The sequence below is a fragment of the Kribbella endophytica genome, from assembly GCF_054781295.1.
Genome location: NZ_BAAGUR010000001.1, coordinates 1,579,657 through 1,594,552 on the forward strand (window position 1 = coordinate 1,579,657; position 14,896 = coordinate 1,594,552).

Annotated in this window: 17 protein-coding genes and 2 tRNA genes; 10 read left to right on the forward strand and 9 right to left on the reverse strand. The window is 69.6% G+C overall.

Annotation, left to right across the window (positions count from 1 at the left end):
- Positions 1–41 precede the first annotated feature (41 nt).
- Positions 42–500, reverse strand: coding sequence for a hypothetical protein (locus ACYVIO_RS07640; protein ID WP_460649945.1), 459 nt, complete (start codon positions 498–500; stop codon positions 42–44).
- Positions 501–547: 47 nt separating this feature from the next.
- Positions 548–2,098 carry an LCP family protein gene (locus ACYVIO_RS07645; RefSeq protein ID WP_460649946.1) on the reverse strand — a complete coding sequence of 517 codons (1,551 nt, stop codon included), beginning with the start codon at positions 2,096–2,098 and terminating at the stop codon, positions 548–550.
- Positions 2,099–2,385: 287 nt separating this feature from the next.
- Between ACYVIO_RS07645 and ACYVIO_RS07650 the strand changes: the two genes are divergently transcribed.
- Positions 2,386–2,475, forward strand: a tRNA-Ser gene (locus ACYVIO_RS07650).
- A 74-nt stretch (positions 2,476–2,549) separates the two neighbouring features.
- On the opposite strand, the gene ACYVIO_RS07655 is transcribed toward ACYVIO_RS07650, so the two are convergent.
- Entirely contained in the window at positions 2,550–3,437 is an 888-nt protein-coding gene (locus ACYVIO_RS07655) for an LLM class flavin-dependent oxidoreductase (RefSeq protein ID WP_460649947.1), read from the reverse strand.
- Between the two features lie 147 nt (positions 3,438–3,584).
- Between ACYVIO_RS07655 and ACYVIO_RS07660 the strand changes: the two genes are divergently transcribed.
- Positions 3,585–3,818 (forward strand): hypothetical protein, encoded by a 234-nt coding sequence (locus ACYVIO_RS07660; RefSeq protein WP_460649948.1) that lies wholly within the window; start codon positions 3,585–3,587, stop codon positions 3,816–3,818.
- Positions 3,819–3,959: 141 nt separating this feature from the next.
- On the opposite strand, the gene ACYVIO_RS07665 is transcribed toward ACYVIO_RS07660, so the two are convergent.
- The 3 genes from ACYVIO_RS07665 to ACYVIO_RS07675 all read right to left on the reverse strand — a co-directional run bounded on the left by ACYVIO_RS07665 (position 3,960) and on the right by ACYVIO_RS07675 (position 6,829).
- The gene (locus ACYVIO_RS07665; protein ID WP_460649949.1) at positions 3,960–5,837 is read right to left on the reverse strand and encodes a phosphoenolpyruvate carboxykinase (GTP); all 1,878 of its coding nucleotides are present in this window, start codon (positions 5,835–5,837) and stop codon (positions 3,960–3,962) included.
- Positions 5,838–6,091: 254 nt separating this feature from the next.
- Positions 6,092–6,652, reverse strand: a complete 561-nt coding sequence (locus ACYVIO_RS07670; protein ID WP_460649950.1) for a YciI family protein — start codon at positions 6,650–6,652, stop codon at positions 6,092–6,094.
- Positions 6,653–6,753: 101 nt separating this feature from the next.
- Positions 6,754–6,829, reverse strand: a tRNA-Arg gene (locus tag ACYVIO_RS07675).
- Between the two features lie 105 nt (positions 6,830–6,934).
- On the opposite strand from ACYVIO_RS07675, the gene ACYVIO_RS07680 reads away from it, so the two are divergent.
- From ACYVIO_RS07680 to ACYVIO_RS07705, 6 genes are all read left to right on the forward strand, one after another.
- Positions 6,935–7,489: a hypothetical protein gene (locus tag ACYVIO_RS07680; protein ID WP_460649951.1), complete on the forward strand. Its 555-nt coding sequence runs from the start codon at positions 6,935–6,937 to the stop codon at positions 7,487–7,489.
- A 134-nt stretch (positions 7,490–7,623) separates the two neighbouring features.
- Positions 7,624–8,202 carry a hypothetical protein gene (locus tag ACYVIO_RS07685; protein WP_460649952.1) on the forward strand — a complete coding sequence of 193 codons (579 nt, stop codon included), beginning with the start codon at positions 7,624–7,626 and terminating at the stop codon, positions 8,200–8,202.
- Complete coding sequence (locus ACYVIO_RS07690; RefSeq protein WP_460649953.1) at positions 8,199–9,356, forward strand: hypothetical protein; 1,158 nt, start codon at positions 8,199–8,201, stop codon at positions 9,354–9,356. The genes ACYVIO_RS07685 and ACYVIO_RS07690 overlap by 4 nt, the downstream gene beginning before the upstream one ends.
- A gap of 117 nt (positions 9,357–9,473) precedes the next feature.
- A complete protein-coding gene (gene fgd, locus ACYVIO_RS07695) occupies positions 9,474–10,478 on the forward strand; it encodes a glucose-6-phosphate dehydrogenase (coenzyme-F420) (RefSeq protein ID WP_460649954.1) in 1,005 nt (334 codons plus the stop codon).
- A gap of 13 nt (positions 10,479–10,491) precedes the next feature.
- Positions 10,492–11,379 (forward strand): DUF72 domain-containing protein, encoded by an 888-nt coding sequence (locus tag ACYVIO_RS07700; protein WP_460649955.1) that lies wholly within the window; start codon positions 10,492–10,494, stop codon positions 11,377–11,379.
- Positions 11,380–11,449: 70 nt separating this feature from the next.
- Positions 11,450–12,037: a GNAT family protein gene (locus ACYVIO_RS07705; RefSeq protein WP_460649956.1), complete on the forward strand. Its 588-nt coding sequence runs from the start codon at positions 11,450–11,452 to the stop codon at positions 12,035–12,037.
- A gap of 1 nt (position 12,038) precedes the next feature.
- Here the strand turns inward: ACYVIO_RS07705 and ACYVIO_RS07710 are convergent, their stop codons facing one another.
- On the reverse strand, positions 12,039–12,446 hold the full coding sequence (locus tag ACYVIO_RS07710) for a hypothetical protein (RefSeq protein ID WP_460649957.1): 408 nt from the start codon (positions 12,444–12,446) through the stop codon (positions 12,039–12,041).
- A 25-nt stretch (positions 12,447–12,471) separates the two neighbouring features.
- Entirely contained in the window at positions 12,472–12,846 is a 375-nt protein-coding gene (locus tag ACYVIO_RS07715; protein ID WP_184801330.1) for a hypothetical protein, read from the reverse strand.
- 88 nt (positions 12,847–12,934) lie between these two features.
- Between ACYVIO_RS07715 and ACYVIO_RS07720 the strand changes: the two genes are divergently transcribed.
- Entirely contained in the window at positions 12,935–13,321 is a 387-nt protein-coding gene (locus ACYVIO_RS07720) for a hypothetical protein (protein WP_460649958.1), read from the forward strand.
- A gap of 24 nt (positions 13,322–13,345) precedes the next feature.
- Here the strand turns inward: ACYVIO_RS07720 and ACYVIO_RS07725 are convergent, their stop codons facing one another.
- Entirely contained in the window at positions 13,346–13,885 is a 540-nt protein-coding gene (locus tag ACYVIO_RS07725) for a GNAT family N-acetyltransferase (RefSeq protein WP_460649959.1), read from the reverse strand.
- A 240-nt stretch (positions 13,886–14,125) separates the two neighbouring features.
- On the opposite strand from ACYVIO_RS07725, the gene ACYVIO_RS07730 reads away from it, so the two are divergent.
- Positions 14,126–14,893 carry an SDR family NAD(P)-dependent oxidoreductase gene (locus ACYVIO_RS07730; RefSeq protein WP_460649960.1) on the forward strand — a complete coding sequence of 256 codons (768 nt, stop codon included), beginning with the start codon at positions 14,126–14,128 and terminating at the stop codon, positions 14,891–14,893.
- Positions 14,894–14,896 lie beyond the last annotated feature (3 nt).

Sequence of the window (14,896 nt, forward strand, 5' to 3'; positions counted from 1 at the left end):
GGCGACTCCTTCGCTCAGATCCGGACAAAATCCACCACGGATCATTCTGCGCGATCGGCGTCCTCACCGGCAGTGCCGTCCCAGATGGTGTAGCCGTGCGCCGCGTTCAGCCGCTCCCGGAGGTCGGTCGCCAGCTGCTCGTCGCTGCCCGGCGGCAGCCAGCGCACCGGGATCAGGATCGAGCTGTCCTTGTGCTTCGTCCGCAGTACGACGGCCTCGCCGTGCGTCGTCTCGACCCGGCCGACCTCGGTGACGTCGGTCCAGTCGGTCTTCACGCCACGCACCTGGATCTGGTCCTTGCCGAGCTTCAGCAGCACCGGCGGCCGGAGCAGGATCCAGAGCCCGGCCAGCGCGACCAGCCCACCGAGGACGAGGAACACGCCCACCACCGCGCCCGGCAGACCGACGGCCCACACGATCGCGGCCAGGCCGAGCAGGATCAAGCCGGCGGCCAGGACTCCGAGGAACCGTCCTGCCCGCATCCGGTACGTCGTACGCATCGAGCCAGGATCTCACCCGGTACGGCGCGGTCGGCGAAGCGGGTCGGTCAGGGGTTGGCCGGGTGGTACGCGCAGGCGTCGCTGAGGTCCTCGGTGCCACCGGCCGGCGGCTTGACCGGGGTGTTCGACTTGCCGCCCGACGGCTTCCGGGTCGGCGTACCGGTGGTGGAGGCGACCGGCGTCTTGCCCGCGATCGCGTTCTGGACGATCTGCGCCATCGCCTCGTAGTCCGGGTTCTGGCCGCTGGGGAAGTTCTTCTTCTTGTCCAGGTCGACGTTGGTGACCTTGGCGCCCTTGACCTTGAGGCCGAGCTCGATGAAGGCCGGCAGGATCTCCTGCGGGATGTCGGTCTGCAGCAGCTTCTTGCTGGCCGACGCGATCTGCTGGTACTTCGTGACCAGGGTCTTCGGGTTGGCGCTGCTGACGATCGCGTGGATCGTGCAGCGCTGCCGCTCCTGCCGCGACGCGTCGTCCAGGCCGTACCGGCCGCGGGCGAACCAGAGCGCGTCGTGGCCGTTCAGCTTCTGGTTGGCGCCGGGCTGCAGGTAGTCCTTCGGCAGGATGTCGTCGTTCGGGCTCGGGCCCTTGTAGTCGCCGCCGATCGGGACCTTGTAGTTGATGTTGACCGAGATCCCGCCGAGCGCGTCGACGATCGACTCGAAGCCCTTGAGGTTGACCTGCATGTAGTAGTCGATGTCCAGGCCGAGCGCCGCGCCGGCCGAGACCTTCAGCACGTCGGCGCCCTCGTTGTCGGACGGGCCGAGCGCCTGCTTGTGCGCGAGCGGGAGGTTCCGGTACATCGCGTCGAGGTAGAACTCGGGCTGCTCGGCCGGGCCGTCCGGGTCGTAGAAGCCGTCCGGGTAGAACTTGTGGAGCGGCGAGTCCTCCGGGAACGGCATGCGCATCCAGTTCCGGCTGAGCGAGATCAGCTTGGTGTCGCCGGTCTTGGTGTCGATGCTGGCGACCATCACGGTGTCGGTGCGGGTGCCCTCGCGGCCGGCGCCGTCGTCCGCGCCGAGCAGCAGCAGGTTCAGCCGGGGGGTGTCCGCCCAGGGGTCCTTCTTGTCCTCGACCTTCGGCCGGGTCGCGCTCTTGGAATTGCCCTCGGAGGCGAACACGCTGCCGACCAGGTCGCGCTGGGCCATCACCGACTGCGCGGCGACGGTGGTCGGCACGGCGATGCCGAAGCAGAGCAGACCGACGAACGCCGAACCGGCCAGCCGGCCGACCGCGGTCAGGCTGACCGGGCGGAGCAGCTTGTGGGACGCGACCACGATCCAGATCCAGAGCAGGCCGAGCACGACCAGCGCGGCGGTCGCGATCAGCAGCTGGCTCGGGTCGACGGCCAGCGTGAGGACGGCGTCACGCTTGGTCAGGCCGATGAACGCCGCCAGGCCGAGCAGGCCGACGCTGAGCGTCATCACGAAGGCGCCGAGCTTGGTCCGGCCGCCCATCAGGAAGCCGGAACCGGGGACCAGGGCGCTGACCAGCGTGAGGCCGATCGCCTTCGACACGGTCCGGGCCCGGTGCGCCTTGTGGCGCGACCGGTTGGCCTTGGGTGCAGACCTCCGACCGGCTGCGCGAGTGCTCCGCGACATGGCTCCGTTCCCTGGATCGACGACGGGTGGCGGCGATGCGAACCCGCGCCTGGCGGGCCCTGAGGGCAGGCTGATGACCTGGTGGGATCAGCTCCCCGGTAGTACAGACGCCGTCACGGCCTCCTCGGTTGACTTCAACGCTCGACCCCCGTCGATTCGGCCAGATTACAGGGGGCCTGGTCGACACTCCCAAGGCGTCCGGTCCCTGCCGTCCGGGGCCACTTTGCTCCGACGGCATCCGGCCGGATAGTCTTGGTCGTCGTCGTGTCCCGTACGGGGCCGTCGGAGGAGGCGTCGCCTAGTCCGGTCGATGGCGCCCGCCTGCTAAGCGGGTTGAGGGTAATCCCCTCTCGCGAGTTCAAATCTCGCCGCCTCCGCAGTACGCGAGAGCCGCCAGCACAAGCTGGCGGCTCTTGTCGTTCCCGGCTAGTTGCCGGCCAGTTCCTGCCGCTCAGCCGAAGGCCAGCGCCTTCGCCTCCGCCAGCCGCTCCACCGAGCGCGGCGTCATCGGCTCGAGCCCGACGATCAGGTGCTCGACGCCCAGTTCGGCGTACGCCGTGAAGACCGCGGCCAGCTCCTCGACGCTGCCGGTGAAACCACCCGGGTCGTCGGACGGCTTCTGCTCGAGGTCCCGGACGGTCAGGCCGACCGTCTTGCTCACCTCGCCGGCCGGCCGGTTGTTCCTGGTCAGGGCCTCGTCGAAGTCCGCCAGCCGCCCGCGGACCTTGTCGTCGACCGCACCGAACCAGGCCGTGTTCCACTGGTCGGCCCACTGCGCGGTCAGGTCGAGCATCCGCGGTTGCCGGGACGCGATCAGGATCGGGATCCGCCGGTCCGGCTGCGGGACGAGGGTGGCCTCGTTGACCTCGTAGTACGTGCCCTTCCGCGTGACCGTCTCGCCCCGGATCAGCCGCGCGACGATCTCGACCCACTCCGCGAACCGCGAGGCCCGGTGGTCGGTCGGCAGCCCGAACGCCTCGTACTCCGGGTCGTGCCAGCCCGCGCCGACGCCGAGGATCACTCGTCCGCCGGAGACCTCGTCGAGCGTCGTCGCCATCTGCGCGACCAGCCCCGGGTCGCGGAACGACGAGCACAGCACCATCGTCCCGAGCTCGACCCGCTCGGTCACCGCCGCCACCGCGCTCAGCAGCGTCCACGCCTCGTGGATCCCGTACGTCGTACCGCTCGGGTCGCGGTAGAAGAAGTGGTCCGCCAGCCAGACCGAGTCCAGCCCGGCCTCCTCGGTCGCGAGCGCCATCCGGCGCGTGTCGGCCCACCGCGGCATCTGTCCGTCCGGCCCGTCGTCCCCGCCCACGGGCAACATCACACCAAGTTTCATCTGGCCAACATATGTGCGGCGACCGCGTGCCCGCAGGTGTGATCGGGTTTCGGGGTGGGTAACTGGGGAGGTGCCCGGCGGGTGAGGCCGCGGTGAGGAGCGGGCGTTCGGCGAAGCCTTTTGACCTCACGAAAGGGTGTGGTGGCGGTGACGGATTCAGCCGTCAGACCGCAGGTGTACGACCTCCGTTTGTTCCTCCAGCTGTCCCTCCCGGCGCACGTCGCCTGCTGGGTGGACAGAGCCTGGCGGCCGGCCTGGCTGATCAGCCGGCTGCACTGCGGAGACGGCTGGGTCGGCCTGGTCCAGTACGACGGCCCGAACGGGCAGGAGCTCACCGCACGGGTTCCGCTCGACCGCATCGCTCCACCACCCCGCGTCTGACCCCCGGGCTGCGTGGCCGGCGATGCACCCGCCGGCCGAACAGCTCCGGGTACGGCGAAGCGCCTCGCCCCTGGTGAGGGACGAGGCGCTTCGCTCGTTCCGGCGTACTGGCTTCCGGTCAGCCGCCGGCGTACTGGTGGATCAGGCGCCCAGGCGGGTGCGCAGCGTGTCCAGCTCGAGCCGCAGCTCGGCCGGGACGGTGTCACCGAGCTTGGCGAACCACTCCTCGATCAGCGGCAGCTCGGCCTTCCACTCGTCGGCGTCGACGTTCAGCGCGACCTGCAGCGCCTCCGGGGTCAGCTCCAGCCCGCTCACGTCGAGCGCGTCGGCCGCCGGCACCGCACCGATCGGGGTCTCGACCGCGGCGGCCTGGCCCTCGATCCGGTCGATCATCCACTTGAGCACCCGGCTGTTCTCCGAGAAGCCCGGCCAGACGAACTTGCCCGCCTCGTCCTTGCGGAACCAGTTCACGTAGAAGACCTTCGGCAGCTTCTCGGCGTCGTGCTCCTTGCCGACGGTCAGCCAGTGGTTCAGGTAGTCGCCCGCGTTGTAGCCGAGGAACGGCAGCATCGCCATCGGGTCGCGCCGGACCACGCCGACCTCACCGACCGCGGCCGCGGTGGTCTCCGACGACAGCGTCGCGCCCATGAACACGCCGTGCTGCCAGTTCCGCGCCTCGGTCACCAGCGGGACCGTGGTCGCGCGGCGGCCGCCGAAGATGATCGCCGAGATCGGGACGCCGTTCGGGTCGTCGTACTCGTCGGCGATGATCGGGCACTGCAGGATCGGCGTGCAGAAGCGGCTGTTCGGGTGGCTCGACAGTTCGCCGTTGCCCGGCGTCCAGTCGCGGCCCTTCCAGTCGGTCAGGTGGTTCGGCGGGGTCTCGGAGTAGCCCTCCCACCAGACGTCGCCGTCGTCGGTCAGCGCGACGTTGGTGAAGACCGAGTTGCCCTTCTCGATCGTGCGCATCGCGTTCGGGTTGGTCTTCCAGCCGGTGCCCGGCGCGACGCCGAACAGGCCGAACTCCGGGTTCACCGCGTACAGGCGACCGTCCTCGCCGAACCGCATCCAGGCGATGTCGTCGCCGAGCGTCTCGACCTCCCAGCCGTCCAGCGTCGGGTCGAGCATCGCCAGGTTGGTCTTGCCGCAGGCGCTCGGGAACGCGGCCGCGACGTAGTGCACCTTCTTCTCCGGCGAGATCAGCTTCAGGATCAGCATGTGCTCGGCCAGCCAGCCCTCGTCGCGGGCCATCGCGCTCGCGATCCGCAGCGAGTAGCACTTCTTGCCGAGCAGCGAGTTGCCGCCGTACCCGGAGCCGTAGGACCAGATCGTCCGCTCCTCGGGGAACTGGACGATGTACTTCTCGTCGTTGCACGGCCAGGTGACGTCCTTCTGACCCGGCGCGAGCGGCGCACCGACCGAGTGCAGGCAGGGGACGTACGGCGCGTCCGTACCCATCTTCGCGAGCACCTCGGCGCCGGTGCGGGCCATGATCCGCATCGAGGCGACGACGTACGCCGAGTCGGTGATCTCGACGCCGAACATCGGCTTCTCGGCGCTCAGCGGACCCATGCAGAACGGGACGACGTACATCGTCCGGCCCTTCATGCTGCCGCGGTACAGGCCCGTCATCAGGGCCTTCATCTCGGCCGGGTCCATCCAGTTGTTGGTCGGACCGGCGTCGGCCTCGTCGACCGAGCAGATGAACGTGCGCTGCTCGACGCGGGCGACGTCCGACGGGTCGGTGCGGGCCCAGAAGGAGTTCGGCTTCTTCTCGTCGTTCAGGCGGACCAGCGTGCCGGCCGCGATCAGCTCGTCGGTGAGCTGGTTGTACTCCGCGTCGCTGCCGTCGACCCAGTGGATCCGGTCCGGCTGGGTGAGTGCGGCGACCTCGGCGACCCAGGCCCGCAAGCCCTCGTGCGCAGTCGGGGCGTCGGTCAGGTCGATGGTGTGCGGTGCAACGGAGCTCTCGACACTGAGCGCTTCCTCGGTCTGGGCAGGGCTGGCGGTGGTCGTCATCGGCGGCTCATTCCCCTGTTCGGCGGTGTGATCTGTCGCATACCAGTCAACGCAGTGGGCGTATACCAGTGTGCAAGTGGTACTAACGGTACGCGACCGGGTGGGGTGTTGAGAACCGCCAGTACGTGAGCCCGATCACAAACTTTTGCCGACAACCGCTTTCCGCCGGACGTTTCGTGGGACGGACCGGTCCGGAACGTGCTGAAGCCCCGCGCCGGGTGGTTTTGGCGCGGGGCTTCGGGGGTCGAGTGGTCTTATCTGCGCGGGGTCTGAGGTTCGGCGGGCTGGTCCTCGGTGGGCCGGCCGCCGAAGCGCCAGACGTGCACGGCGGCTCCGGGTCGGAGCTCGGCCGCTGCTTCCGGGGTCGGGGCTTCGACCAACGCGGCCTGGCCGACGAGGGTCGGGCCGTCGAGCAGGTCGCCGTACAGGATCACGTGCGGCGAGTCCGGCGGATCGTGGTCGACGCCGTCCGTGGCGAGTAGCAGGTAGCGGCCGTAGCCGGGGACGGCGTTGGCGAAGTCCCACATCGTCGTGCCAACGCGTTTGCGGAAGCCGCGGACCAGGACGTCGGCGAAGACACCGGCGAGGAAGTACGGCTCGTCGTACGCGAACCTCTCGGCGGCTTCGTCATCCGGTACGTCGAGGATGTGCAGGCTGCCGGTGGTCTCGGCGTCCTCGTCGTCATGGGTCAGCGTCGGCCCGCGCGCGATCAGCTCCTCGGCGTACCGGTCCATGAAGGACCAGTGCTGCTCGCTGAGCTCGACCTTCAGCGGGAAGGCGCCTGCGCGATCGCGCCCGTACACGAAGTACTCCATCTCACCCTCTCGTCGCGATCAGTTGCCGCAGGCCCACGACGAACCGATCGTCCGGGAACGACAAAGCCCCAAGTCGTCCACCTGATGACTTGGGGCTTTGCTGGCGCGCTCGGAGGGATTCGAACCCCCAACCTTCTGATCCGTAGTCAGATGCTCTATCCGTTGAGCTACGAGCGCAGGCAACGACGAAAACGATACAACGAGACCGGCTCTGGGTGGTAATCGGGGGTGAGCGGGCGCGGGACGGGGGCGCGGCGGGCGCGCGGGGGCTACATTCCGGGCATGGACATCGGTGATCTGCTCGGTGGGCGGGATCTCAACGACGTGAAGAAAGCCGTCGGGTTCGTGCTCGAGAACTCCGACGACTTCGAGAAGGTCCTCAAGCTGGTCAAGGACCTGCCGGACGGCGCGCTCGGGTTCATCGGCAAGCTGCCGGAGCTGCTGAAGACGATCGGCGGCGGGTTGGCCGAGGCCGGCGAGCAGGCGGCGAAGGCGGCCGGTGCGCTGGTCGGGGACGACGGTGAGGGCGGCGCGCGGAAGGCGCTCAGCGGCAGCGCGACCACGATGAACGCGGCCCGCGACCGGCTGAAGGACGCCGCCGGGATGCTGGCCGGGCTGGCCGGCGAGCTGGACAAGATTCCCGGCATCGGCGACGCGGCGGCCGAGCGGCTGAACGACGGCAGCGGGCAGGTCAGCGGCGTCGCGACCGAGATCGAGACCCTGGCCGGCAACCTGCAGGACCTGTCCGGCATCCTCGCGTCGGTCGGCGAGGCGCTGTCCGGGCTGGGCAGCAAGCTGAGTGAGTCCGGCGGACAGGTCAAGACCCTGCTGGGGTGAGCCTTTCAGTACGTCGTACAGGCTTCTGAAACTCGGCGGAACCGGATCGTCACGCTTGTCGTCTAAGACGCGTTGTCGGGCGACGGGAAACGTGATCGGTAAGGGAGAACTTCCGCGTGGCTAGGGTCTGGGGCATGGCTGGTGGAGTGGTGCGGGGCACGCTGGTCGCCTCCGGGGTCGCGCTGATCGCGGGGCTGGGGATCGGGTTCGCGGCCGGTGAGCCGGTGCGCGAGGACGACGTGGCCGCCGCGCGCAAGCTGCCGGCCGACCTGTGCGAGCGGCTCGGTGACATCTCCGGATTGTTGCCCAAGGCATCTTCTCCGGTGTTCGCGCAGACCGGCACCGGTGAGGTGCGCTGCCGCGCGGTCGCCGAGGAGTCGAGCCAGCAGAGCTTCACCGCCGCGACGGTCAACGTCCGGATCACGCCGTACGCCGGAAAGCTCGGCGGCGAGGGCGAGCCGCCGTTCCGGCCGGACCAGATCGCGCGCAAGGCGTTCGACCGCGAGAAGGGCGTGCTCACGCCCGGACGGGCTTACCCGACGAGGATCGACCGGTCCGGGCGGACCGGTGGTGAGGACTGGAAGGTGTCGGTGGTCGTGCTGCGCGACGACCTGGTCGTCCAGGTGGACTACGAGGCGCACCCGGTCGCGCCCGACAAGGCCGAGCAGGCCGCGCTCGTCCTGGCCGACCGGGCGATCTGGGAGGCGAAGTGAACAGCGCACCGGAGATCTCCGGGTACGAGCTCGACCAGCGGCTGCTGGACCACCCGCTCGCCGAGATCTGGCGCGGGCGGTCGTTCACCGGGATGGAGGTCGTCGTCCTGGTCCTGAGCCAGGCCGGCGCCGACGACCCCACAGTCCGCGACCGCCTCAGCCAGGCGAGCCGCAGTGCCGCGCTCGACCCGCAGCGCGAGGAACTGCCGCTGTGGGCAGCCAACCTGACAGCCACCAGGCCGTACGCCGTCACGCAGCTCGTCCCCGGCCAGTCCGGCGCCGAGCGCCTGCTCGACCCGCTCGACGGCCTGCTCGGCAACGACGAGGAATCCCTGGCTGCAGTCCGCCAGCAACTCGCGCCGTACGGCGCTGCGCCGATCCCCGGTGGTGCTGGCCGAGCTGGTGCTGTCGCACCCGCCTCGCCTGCCGGGACGACCGGCGCCGGCGAGCCCGCGGACGCGGCCCCCAAGAAGAAGTGGCCGTACGTCGTGGCAGTGGTCGCCGTACTCGCCGTCTTCAGCGTCACCTACTCCGTCGGCGCTGCGATCAGGAGTGCGACCTCCGACGTCGACCCGGTCGTCCCGCCGCCGGCCGCGGTCAGTCCTGCGGCGATGCCGACCGGCGTGCTCAGCCCGGGAATCGACAAGGTGACCTCCGTGCCGTGGTCCCGGTCCGGGCCGTTCGCGCCGGTGGTCGGCGCGATCTACCCGCTGGGCGCGGACCTCCAGGTCGCGCGGGAGCTCGGCCTGCCGTTCGAGTTCGGCTTCCCGGAGCCGCCCGCGCTCGACGAGAAGCTCGCCGCGGAGTCGTCGACGATGATCTACCGCCGGGTGCTCACCGGGACGAACCCGGCGAAGAGCGGCCTCGACGTACGGATCGCACTGCGGCCGTGCGCCAGTCAGGCGGCGTGCCTGGCCGGTCGCGCGGCCTTCGACAAGGAGTGGAGCACGACGTACAAGACCTCCGCGCCGACCACTCCGCGGGACAGCACCACCTGGTACGCGGTCAGCAGCAAGCCGTACACGCTGGTGATGAGCCACGCCTTCAGCTCCCAGGGCCGCTGGTGGCTGGTCGGTGTGGCCGCCGTCGCCGCACCGGGCGAGGAGCCGGCCGCCCAGAAGGTCGTCAACGACATCTGGCGCCAGACCAGCTGACCGCAGTCCCTCCGCCTCGCGGACGCTCGGCGCAGTACGGTGGCACCGGCGGCGGCATAGATCGCGCGGTGCGCGGGTTGTCACCCGGTGGACGGACTACGACGGAGGAGCGAGACGGTGGGCATTCGGATCGGTTACAAGGCGTCGGCGGAGCAGTTCGGACCGCGGGACCTGGTCGAGTACGCGGTACGCGCGGAGGAGCTCGGGCTGGACAGCGTCACGGTCTCCGACCACTTCCTGCCCTGGCGGCACGAGGGTGGGCACGCGCCGTTCGCGCTGGCCTGGATGGCCGCCGTCGGCGAGCGGACGAACCGGGTGCTGATCGGTACGTCGGTGCTCACCCCGACGTTCCGCTACAACCCGGCCGTGATCGCGCAGGCGTTCGCGACGCTCGGCGTGCTGTACCCGGGCCGCATCATGCTCGGCGTCGGCAGCGGCGAGGCGCTGAACGAGATCGCCGTGTCGGGGCGCGAGTGGCCCGAGTTCAAGGAGCGGTTCGCGCGGCTGCGTGAGTCGGTCGACCTGATCCGCGCGCTGTGGACGCAGGAGACGGTCAGCTCCGACGGGCCGTTCTACAAGACCGTCGAGGCGTCGATCTACGACCGCCCGGAGACGCCGCTGAAGATCTACGTGGCCGCGGGCGGACCGCTGGTCGCGAAGTACGCCGGCCGCGCGGGGGACGGGTTCATCGCGACCAGCGGCAAGGGCATGGAGCTGTACAACGACAAGCTGATGCCCGCCGTTCGTGAGGGCGCCGAGAAGGCCGGCAAGAAGTTCGAGGACGTCGACCGGATGCTCGAGGTCAAGCTGTCCTACGACCGCGACCCGGAGCACGCGCTGGAGAACACCCGCTTCTGGGCACCGCTGTCGCTGACGCCTGAGCAGAAACACAGCGTCGACAGCGCGACCGAGATGGAGCGGCTGGCCGACGAACTGCCGATCGAGCAGGTCGCCAAGCGCTGGATCGTTGCCTCCGACCCCGAAGAGGCCGTCAAGCAGTTCCAGCCCTACTTGGATGCCGGGTTCAACCACTTCGTTGTCCACGGCCCCGGTCACGACCAGGAACGCTTCCTGACCCAGTTCACCGAGGACGTCGTACCGCTGCTGCGCAAGCTCGGCTGATCCACTCGCGGAGATGGAACGCTGGGAGGACAGTCCCTATCGGGTAGGCATCTCGGGGTGGCGGTACGCGCCCTGGCGGAAGGTGTTCTACCCGGACGGGCTGCCGCAGCGGGCGGAGCTGGAGTACGCGTCGCGGCGGCTGAACTCGATCGAGCTGAACGGGTCGTTCTACTCGCTGCAGCAGGTCTCGTCGTACCGGCGCTGGTACGACGAGACGCCGCCGGGGTTCGTGTTCTCGGTCAAGGGGCCGCGGTTCATCACGCAGATGAAGAAGCTCGAGGACGTCGAGACGCCGCTGGCGAACTTCTTCGCCTCCGGGGTGCTCGCGCTCGGGGAGAAGTTCGGCCCGGTGCTGTGGCAGTTGCCGGGGACTCTGGGGTACGACGAGGAGCGGCTGGCGCGGTTCTTCGAGTTGTTGCCTCGGACAACTGCTGAGGCGGCGGTGCTGGCGCGCAAGCATGACGAGCGGATGAAGGACCGGTCGTTGCTGGAGGCATCGGTTGATCAGCCGGTGCGGCATGCGCTGGAGGTGCGGCATCCGTCGTACGAGCACGGTCGGTTCGTCGAGTTGCTCCGGGAGCACGACATCGGGCTGGTGTGTGCGGACACGGCGGGGAAGTGGCCGATGCTCGACGACGTGACGGCGTCGGACTTCGTTTATGTGCGGTTGCACGGGGCTGACGAGTTGTACGTGAGCGGGTACGACGACGCGGCGCTGGATCGGTGGGCCGGGCGGATCAAGACCTGGCACGGCGGGCGGACGCCGACCAACGGGCAGCGGGTCGGAACGCCCGCGCCGCGACGGCAGCGCGAGGTGTTCGTGTACTTCGACAACGACGTGAAGGTCCGCGCGCCGTACGACGCGCAAGCGCTGGCAGCGCGGCTGGGAATCTCGGGTTGAGTCGACGGCGGTTGCGCGTCCGGGGATATCCGGTTGAGACGCCGAGCCCACTGCGCGGACAATCACCGGGATGACATTCGAGGTGGTCCGCGCTGACGACCCGCGCTGCGCCGTACTGGAGGCCGCCGGGTACACCGTCGTCGGCGAGTCCTGGGGCGCGCGGCTGCGCGTCCCGGATCCGGCGAAGCTGGAGCAGGCCGTACGCCGGGCGGCCGCGGTCGTCGTACGGGAGTTGGATGCGTCGTACGCGACGGCTCTGCACGAACTGGAAACGGCGAACCAGGCCGACTACCCGTACACCCCGGCGACGGAGCGAGTGGTCGGCACGCTGGACGACGTCCGCGAACTGTGGACGAAGGGCCGGGTCTTCGGCGCCCTAGACGGCGACCGGCTGGTCGCGGCGACCACCATCAGCCTGACCGGCGCGGGAGAGCAGCAGCTCGCGGAGACCGGCTTCACCTCGGTGCTCGCCGGCTACCGCGGCCGTGGCCTGGGGCAAGCAGTCAAGGCAGCCTCGATCCTCGCACTGCTCGCCGAAGGCATCACCGCCTTCGGCACCGGCGGCGCCGCACTCAACGACGCCAGCCTGGGCGCCAACCTCGCCCTGGGATACGTCGTCACCGAACGCTGGCGCTCCTACGCCCCACCCAAGCCCTGACTCAGGTCGGAATCCACTCCGGCCACCAGGTCGGGGCGTTGGAGGGGCAGTCCGGGATGGAGGGGCCCGTCGATACGCCCATCCAGGCGTAGAGGATCGCGGCGAGGAGGATCGCGGTGAGCAGACCGGCCAGGCCCGCTCCGACGATGCGGAACGTCGAGCGGCTGCTTCCCGCGAGGAGCGTGAAGACGGTCGCGAAGACCGCCGTGTGGATGAGGAACAACGGCCAGCTGACGACGACCAGGCTGAAGCGGGCCGCGGGATCGCCGCCGATGTCGCACTCGTTCCAGGCCACCGACAGCAGCATCAGCAGCGCGAACGTGACCGGCAGGCAGAGCACGCCACCGACCACGCACGTGATGACGATCCGTTTTGTCCCCAGCGCAGCGATCCGCTGCTTCAACCCCACGCGCTCAAGGTAAGCCCAGCCGGTGTCAGGTCGGAATCCACTCCGGCCACCAGGCGGGGACGTTGCCGGGGCAGATGGGGGCGGCCATGCCGGCCGGTGTGCCGGCCCAGGAGAAGAGGGCCAGGTCGGCGATGGCGATCGCGACGAGGGCGCCGATCAGTGGCATCAGGAACTTGCCGCCGCCGCCCTTCTTCATCACCCGCCAGACCACGCTGAACAGCACGATGTTGACGACCATCGCCACCGGCAGCCCGACGAACAGCAGGGTCGGCCCGTTGCCGACGCCGTTGACCTTCACGCCGCAGTCGTCCCAGGCGCGGCGCGTGATCCACAGCAACCCGAACCCCGCCGCCCCACCGATCACCAACGAGAAGAACGACAACCGGTTGCCTTTACCCATACCCCCAACCGTATGGGCTCCCGCCCCACGCCGCCTCTCGCAACGCCTGTCACTACCCGCTAGCCCCTCGAGGACCTAGCATCCGGGGATGACGCCCAAGGTGTACTTCTTCGGAGTGCTCGGTCTGCTCGGGCTGGCTCCGATGGTGGCGGCGGTGGTCGAGCGGGAGTGGACCTCGGTGGCCGTCCGGGCGTTGCTGCCGGCGATGGTTGTCGTGCTGGTGGTCAAGCAGCTGCGGTCGCCGCAGCCGCCGAAGGCGATGACGAAGCGGCAGCTCGTGATGACGCTGGCGATCCTCGTGCCGGGGATGCTGCTGATCTTCGGGATGTTCGGGTGGCTGGCGGTGGTCACCGACGACACCGCGATCCGGATCGCCTGTGCCGGCGGGATCCTGCTGTTCGTGGGGCTGGTGGCCGCGGGGAGCTGGATCCTCTACAAGGACCACCTGCAGGCGCTCGCGGCAGCCGAGGCCTAGCTCGTACGGCGTACCCGGCCGCTGTCAGGTGCTGATGGTGACCGGGCGTTCCGGTGTCGTCAGTGGGTCCGAGACCAGGCGGGCGTGGCGCTCGACGTCGTACCGGGCGCCGTCGTAGGCGAGGCGTTCGCGTTCCAGGCCCTCGTACAGGAACCCGGCACCGGCGGCGACTCCGCAGGACGCCGGGTTGTTGGTGCGGTGGCCGAGCTCGAGCCGGTAGAGACCGGCGTCGTGGTGGGCCCAGTCGGCGAGTGCGCGCAGGGCGTCGCGCGCGATGCCCTGGCCGCGGACCTCGGCGATGGTCCAGTACCAGGTCCAGCCGACCTGGTGGCGGTCGATGTTGGTGACCGCGACGCAGCCGACCGGGTGGTCCTCACCGTCCGCGACGGCGTACACGTGCCCGTTGTCGAGGTCGGCGACCCGGCCGATCCAGTCGACCGCACTCGCGGTGTCGCGGATACCGCCCTGGTTGGCCATGTCCGGGTCCGCGTGCGCGGCCGTCAGGCGCAACGCGTCAGCCACTCGCCACCGCCGGAGCTCGAGCGTCGCCAGGTCGTAACCCATTCGTTGAGGCTACCTCCGGCGTCGTCACCTCAACCGCGTCATCGGCCTGTCACTGTGCTTTTGGCGTCGACTTCGTCGCCGCGGGTTTTGGGGCTGGGTCTCCCGCTCTTCCCTCGTCGGTCGGTCGCTGCGCTCCCTCCCTCCTCAGTCCAGAGCGGGAGGCCCCAAAACCTTCGGGGGCCCCTCGACCGACAGGCGGTCGGGCGGCAGCGGGCCGGGGAGCCGTGCAGGATAGGCACCATGCGATTTCTCGACTTCTCGGATCAGGTTGTGCTTGTCACCGGCGCCAGCAGTGGGATTGGGGCGGCTGCGGCCGTCGGGTTCGCGGAGGCCGGCGCGACGGTCGCGCTGCACTTCCACGCCAACGAGTCCGGCGCGCAGCACACGCTGAACGCCGTGAACACCGCCGGCGGCAGCGGATCGATCCACCAGGCCGACCTCGCCGACTCGGCCCAGGCCGCCGCCCTGATCGACGCCGTACTGGCCAAGCACGGCCGCATCGACGTCCTGGTGAACAACGCCGGCGACCTGGTGAAGCGCTCGCCGGTCACCGACGTACCGGACGAGGAGTTCCACCGGATCCTCGACGTCAACCTGACCTCGGTGTTCGCGATGAGCCGCCAGATCGTCCCGGTGTTCCGCGGCCAGGGCGGCGGCGCGATCGTCAACGTCACGTCGATCGCCGGCCGGCACGGCGGTGGCGGCGGCTCGGTCGTCTACGCGACCAGCAAGGGCGCGGTCAGCACGTTCACCCGCGGGCTGGCCAAGGAGCTCGCCCCCGACGGCATCCGCGTCAACGCGATCTCGCCCGGCGTCATCAGCACCCCGTTCCACGACCGGCACACCGGCGAGGAGCAGATGAAGGCCATGCTCACCACGATCCCGATGGGCCGCACCGGCACCCCGCACGAGTGCGTCGGCACGATCCTGTACCTCGCCTCCGACCCGATGGCCTCCTACGTCACCGGCCAGATCGTCGAGGTCAACGGCGGCCAACTGATGCCGTAGTCA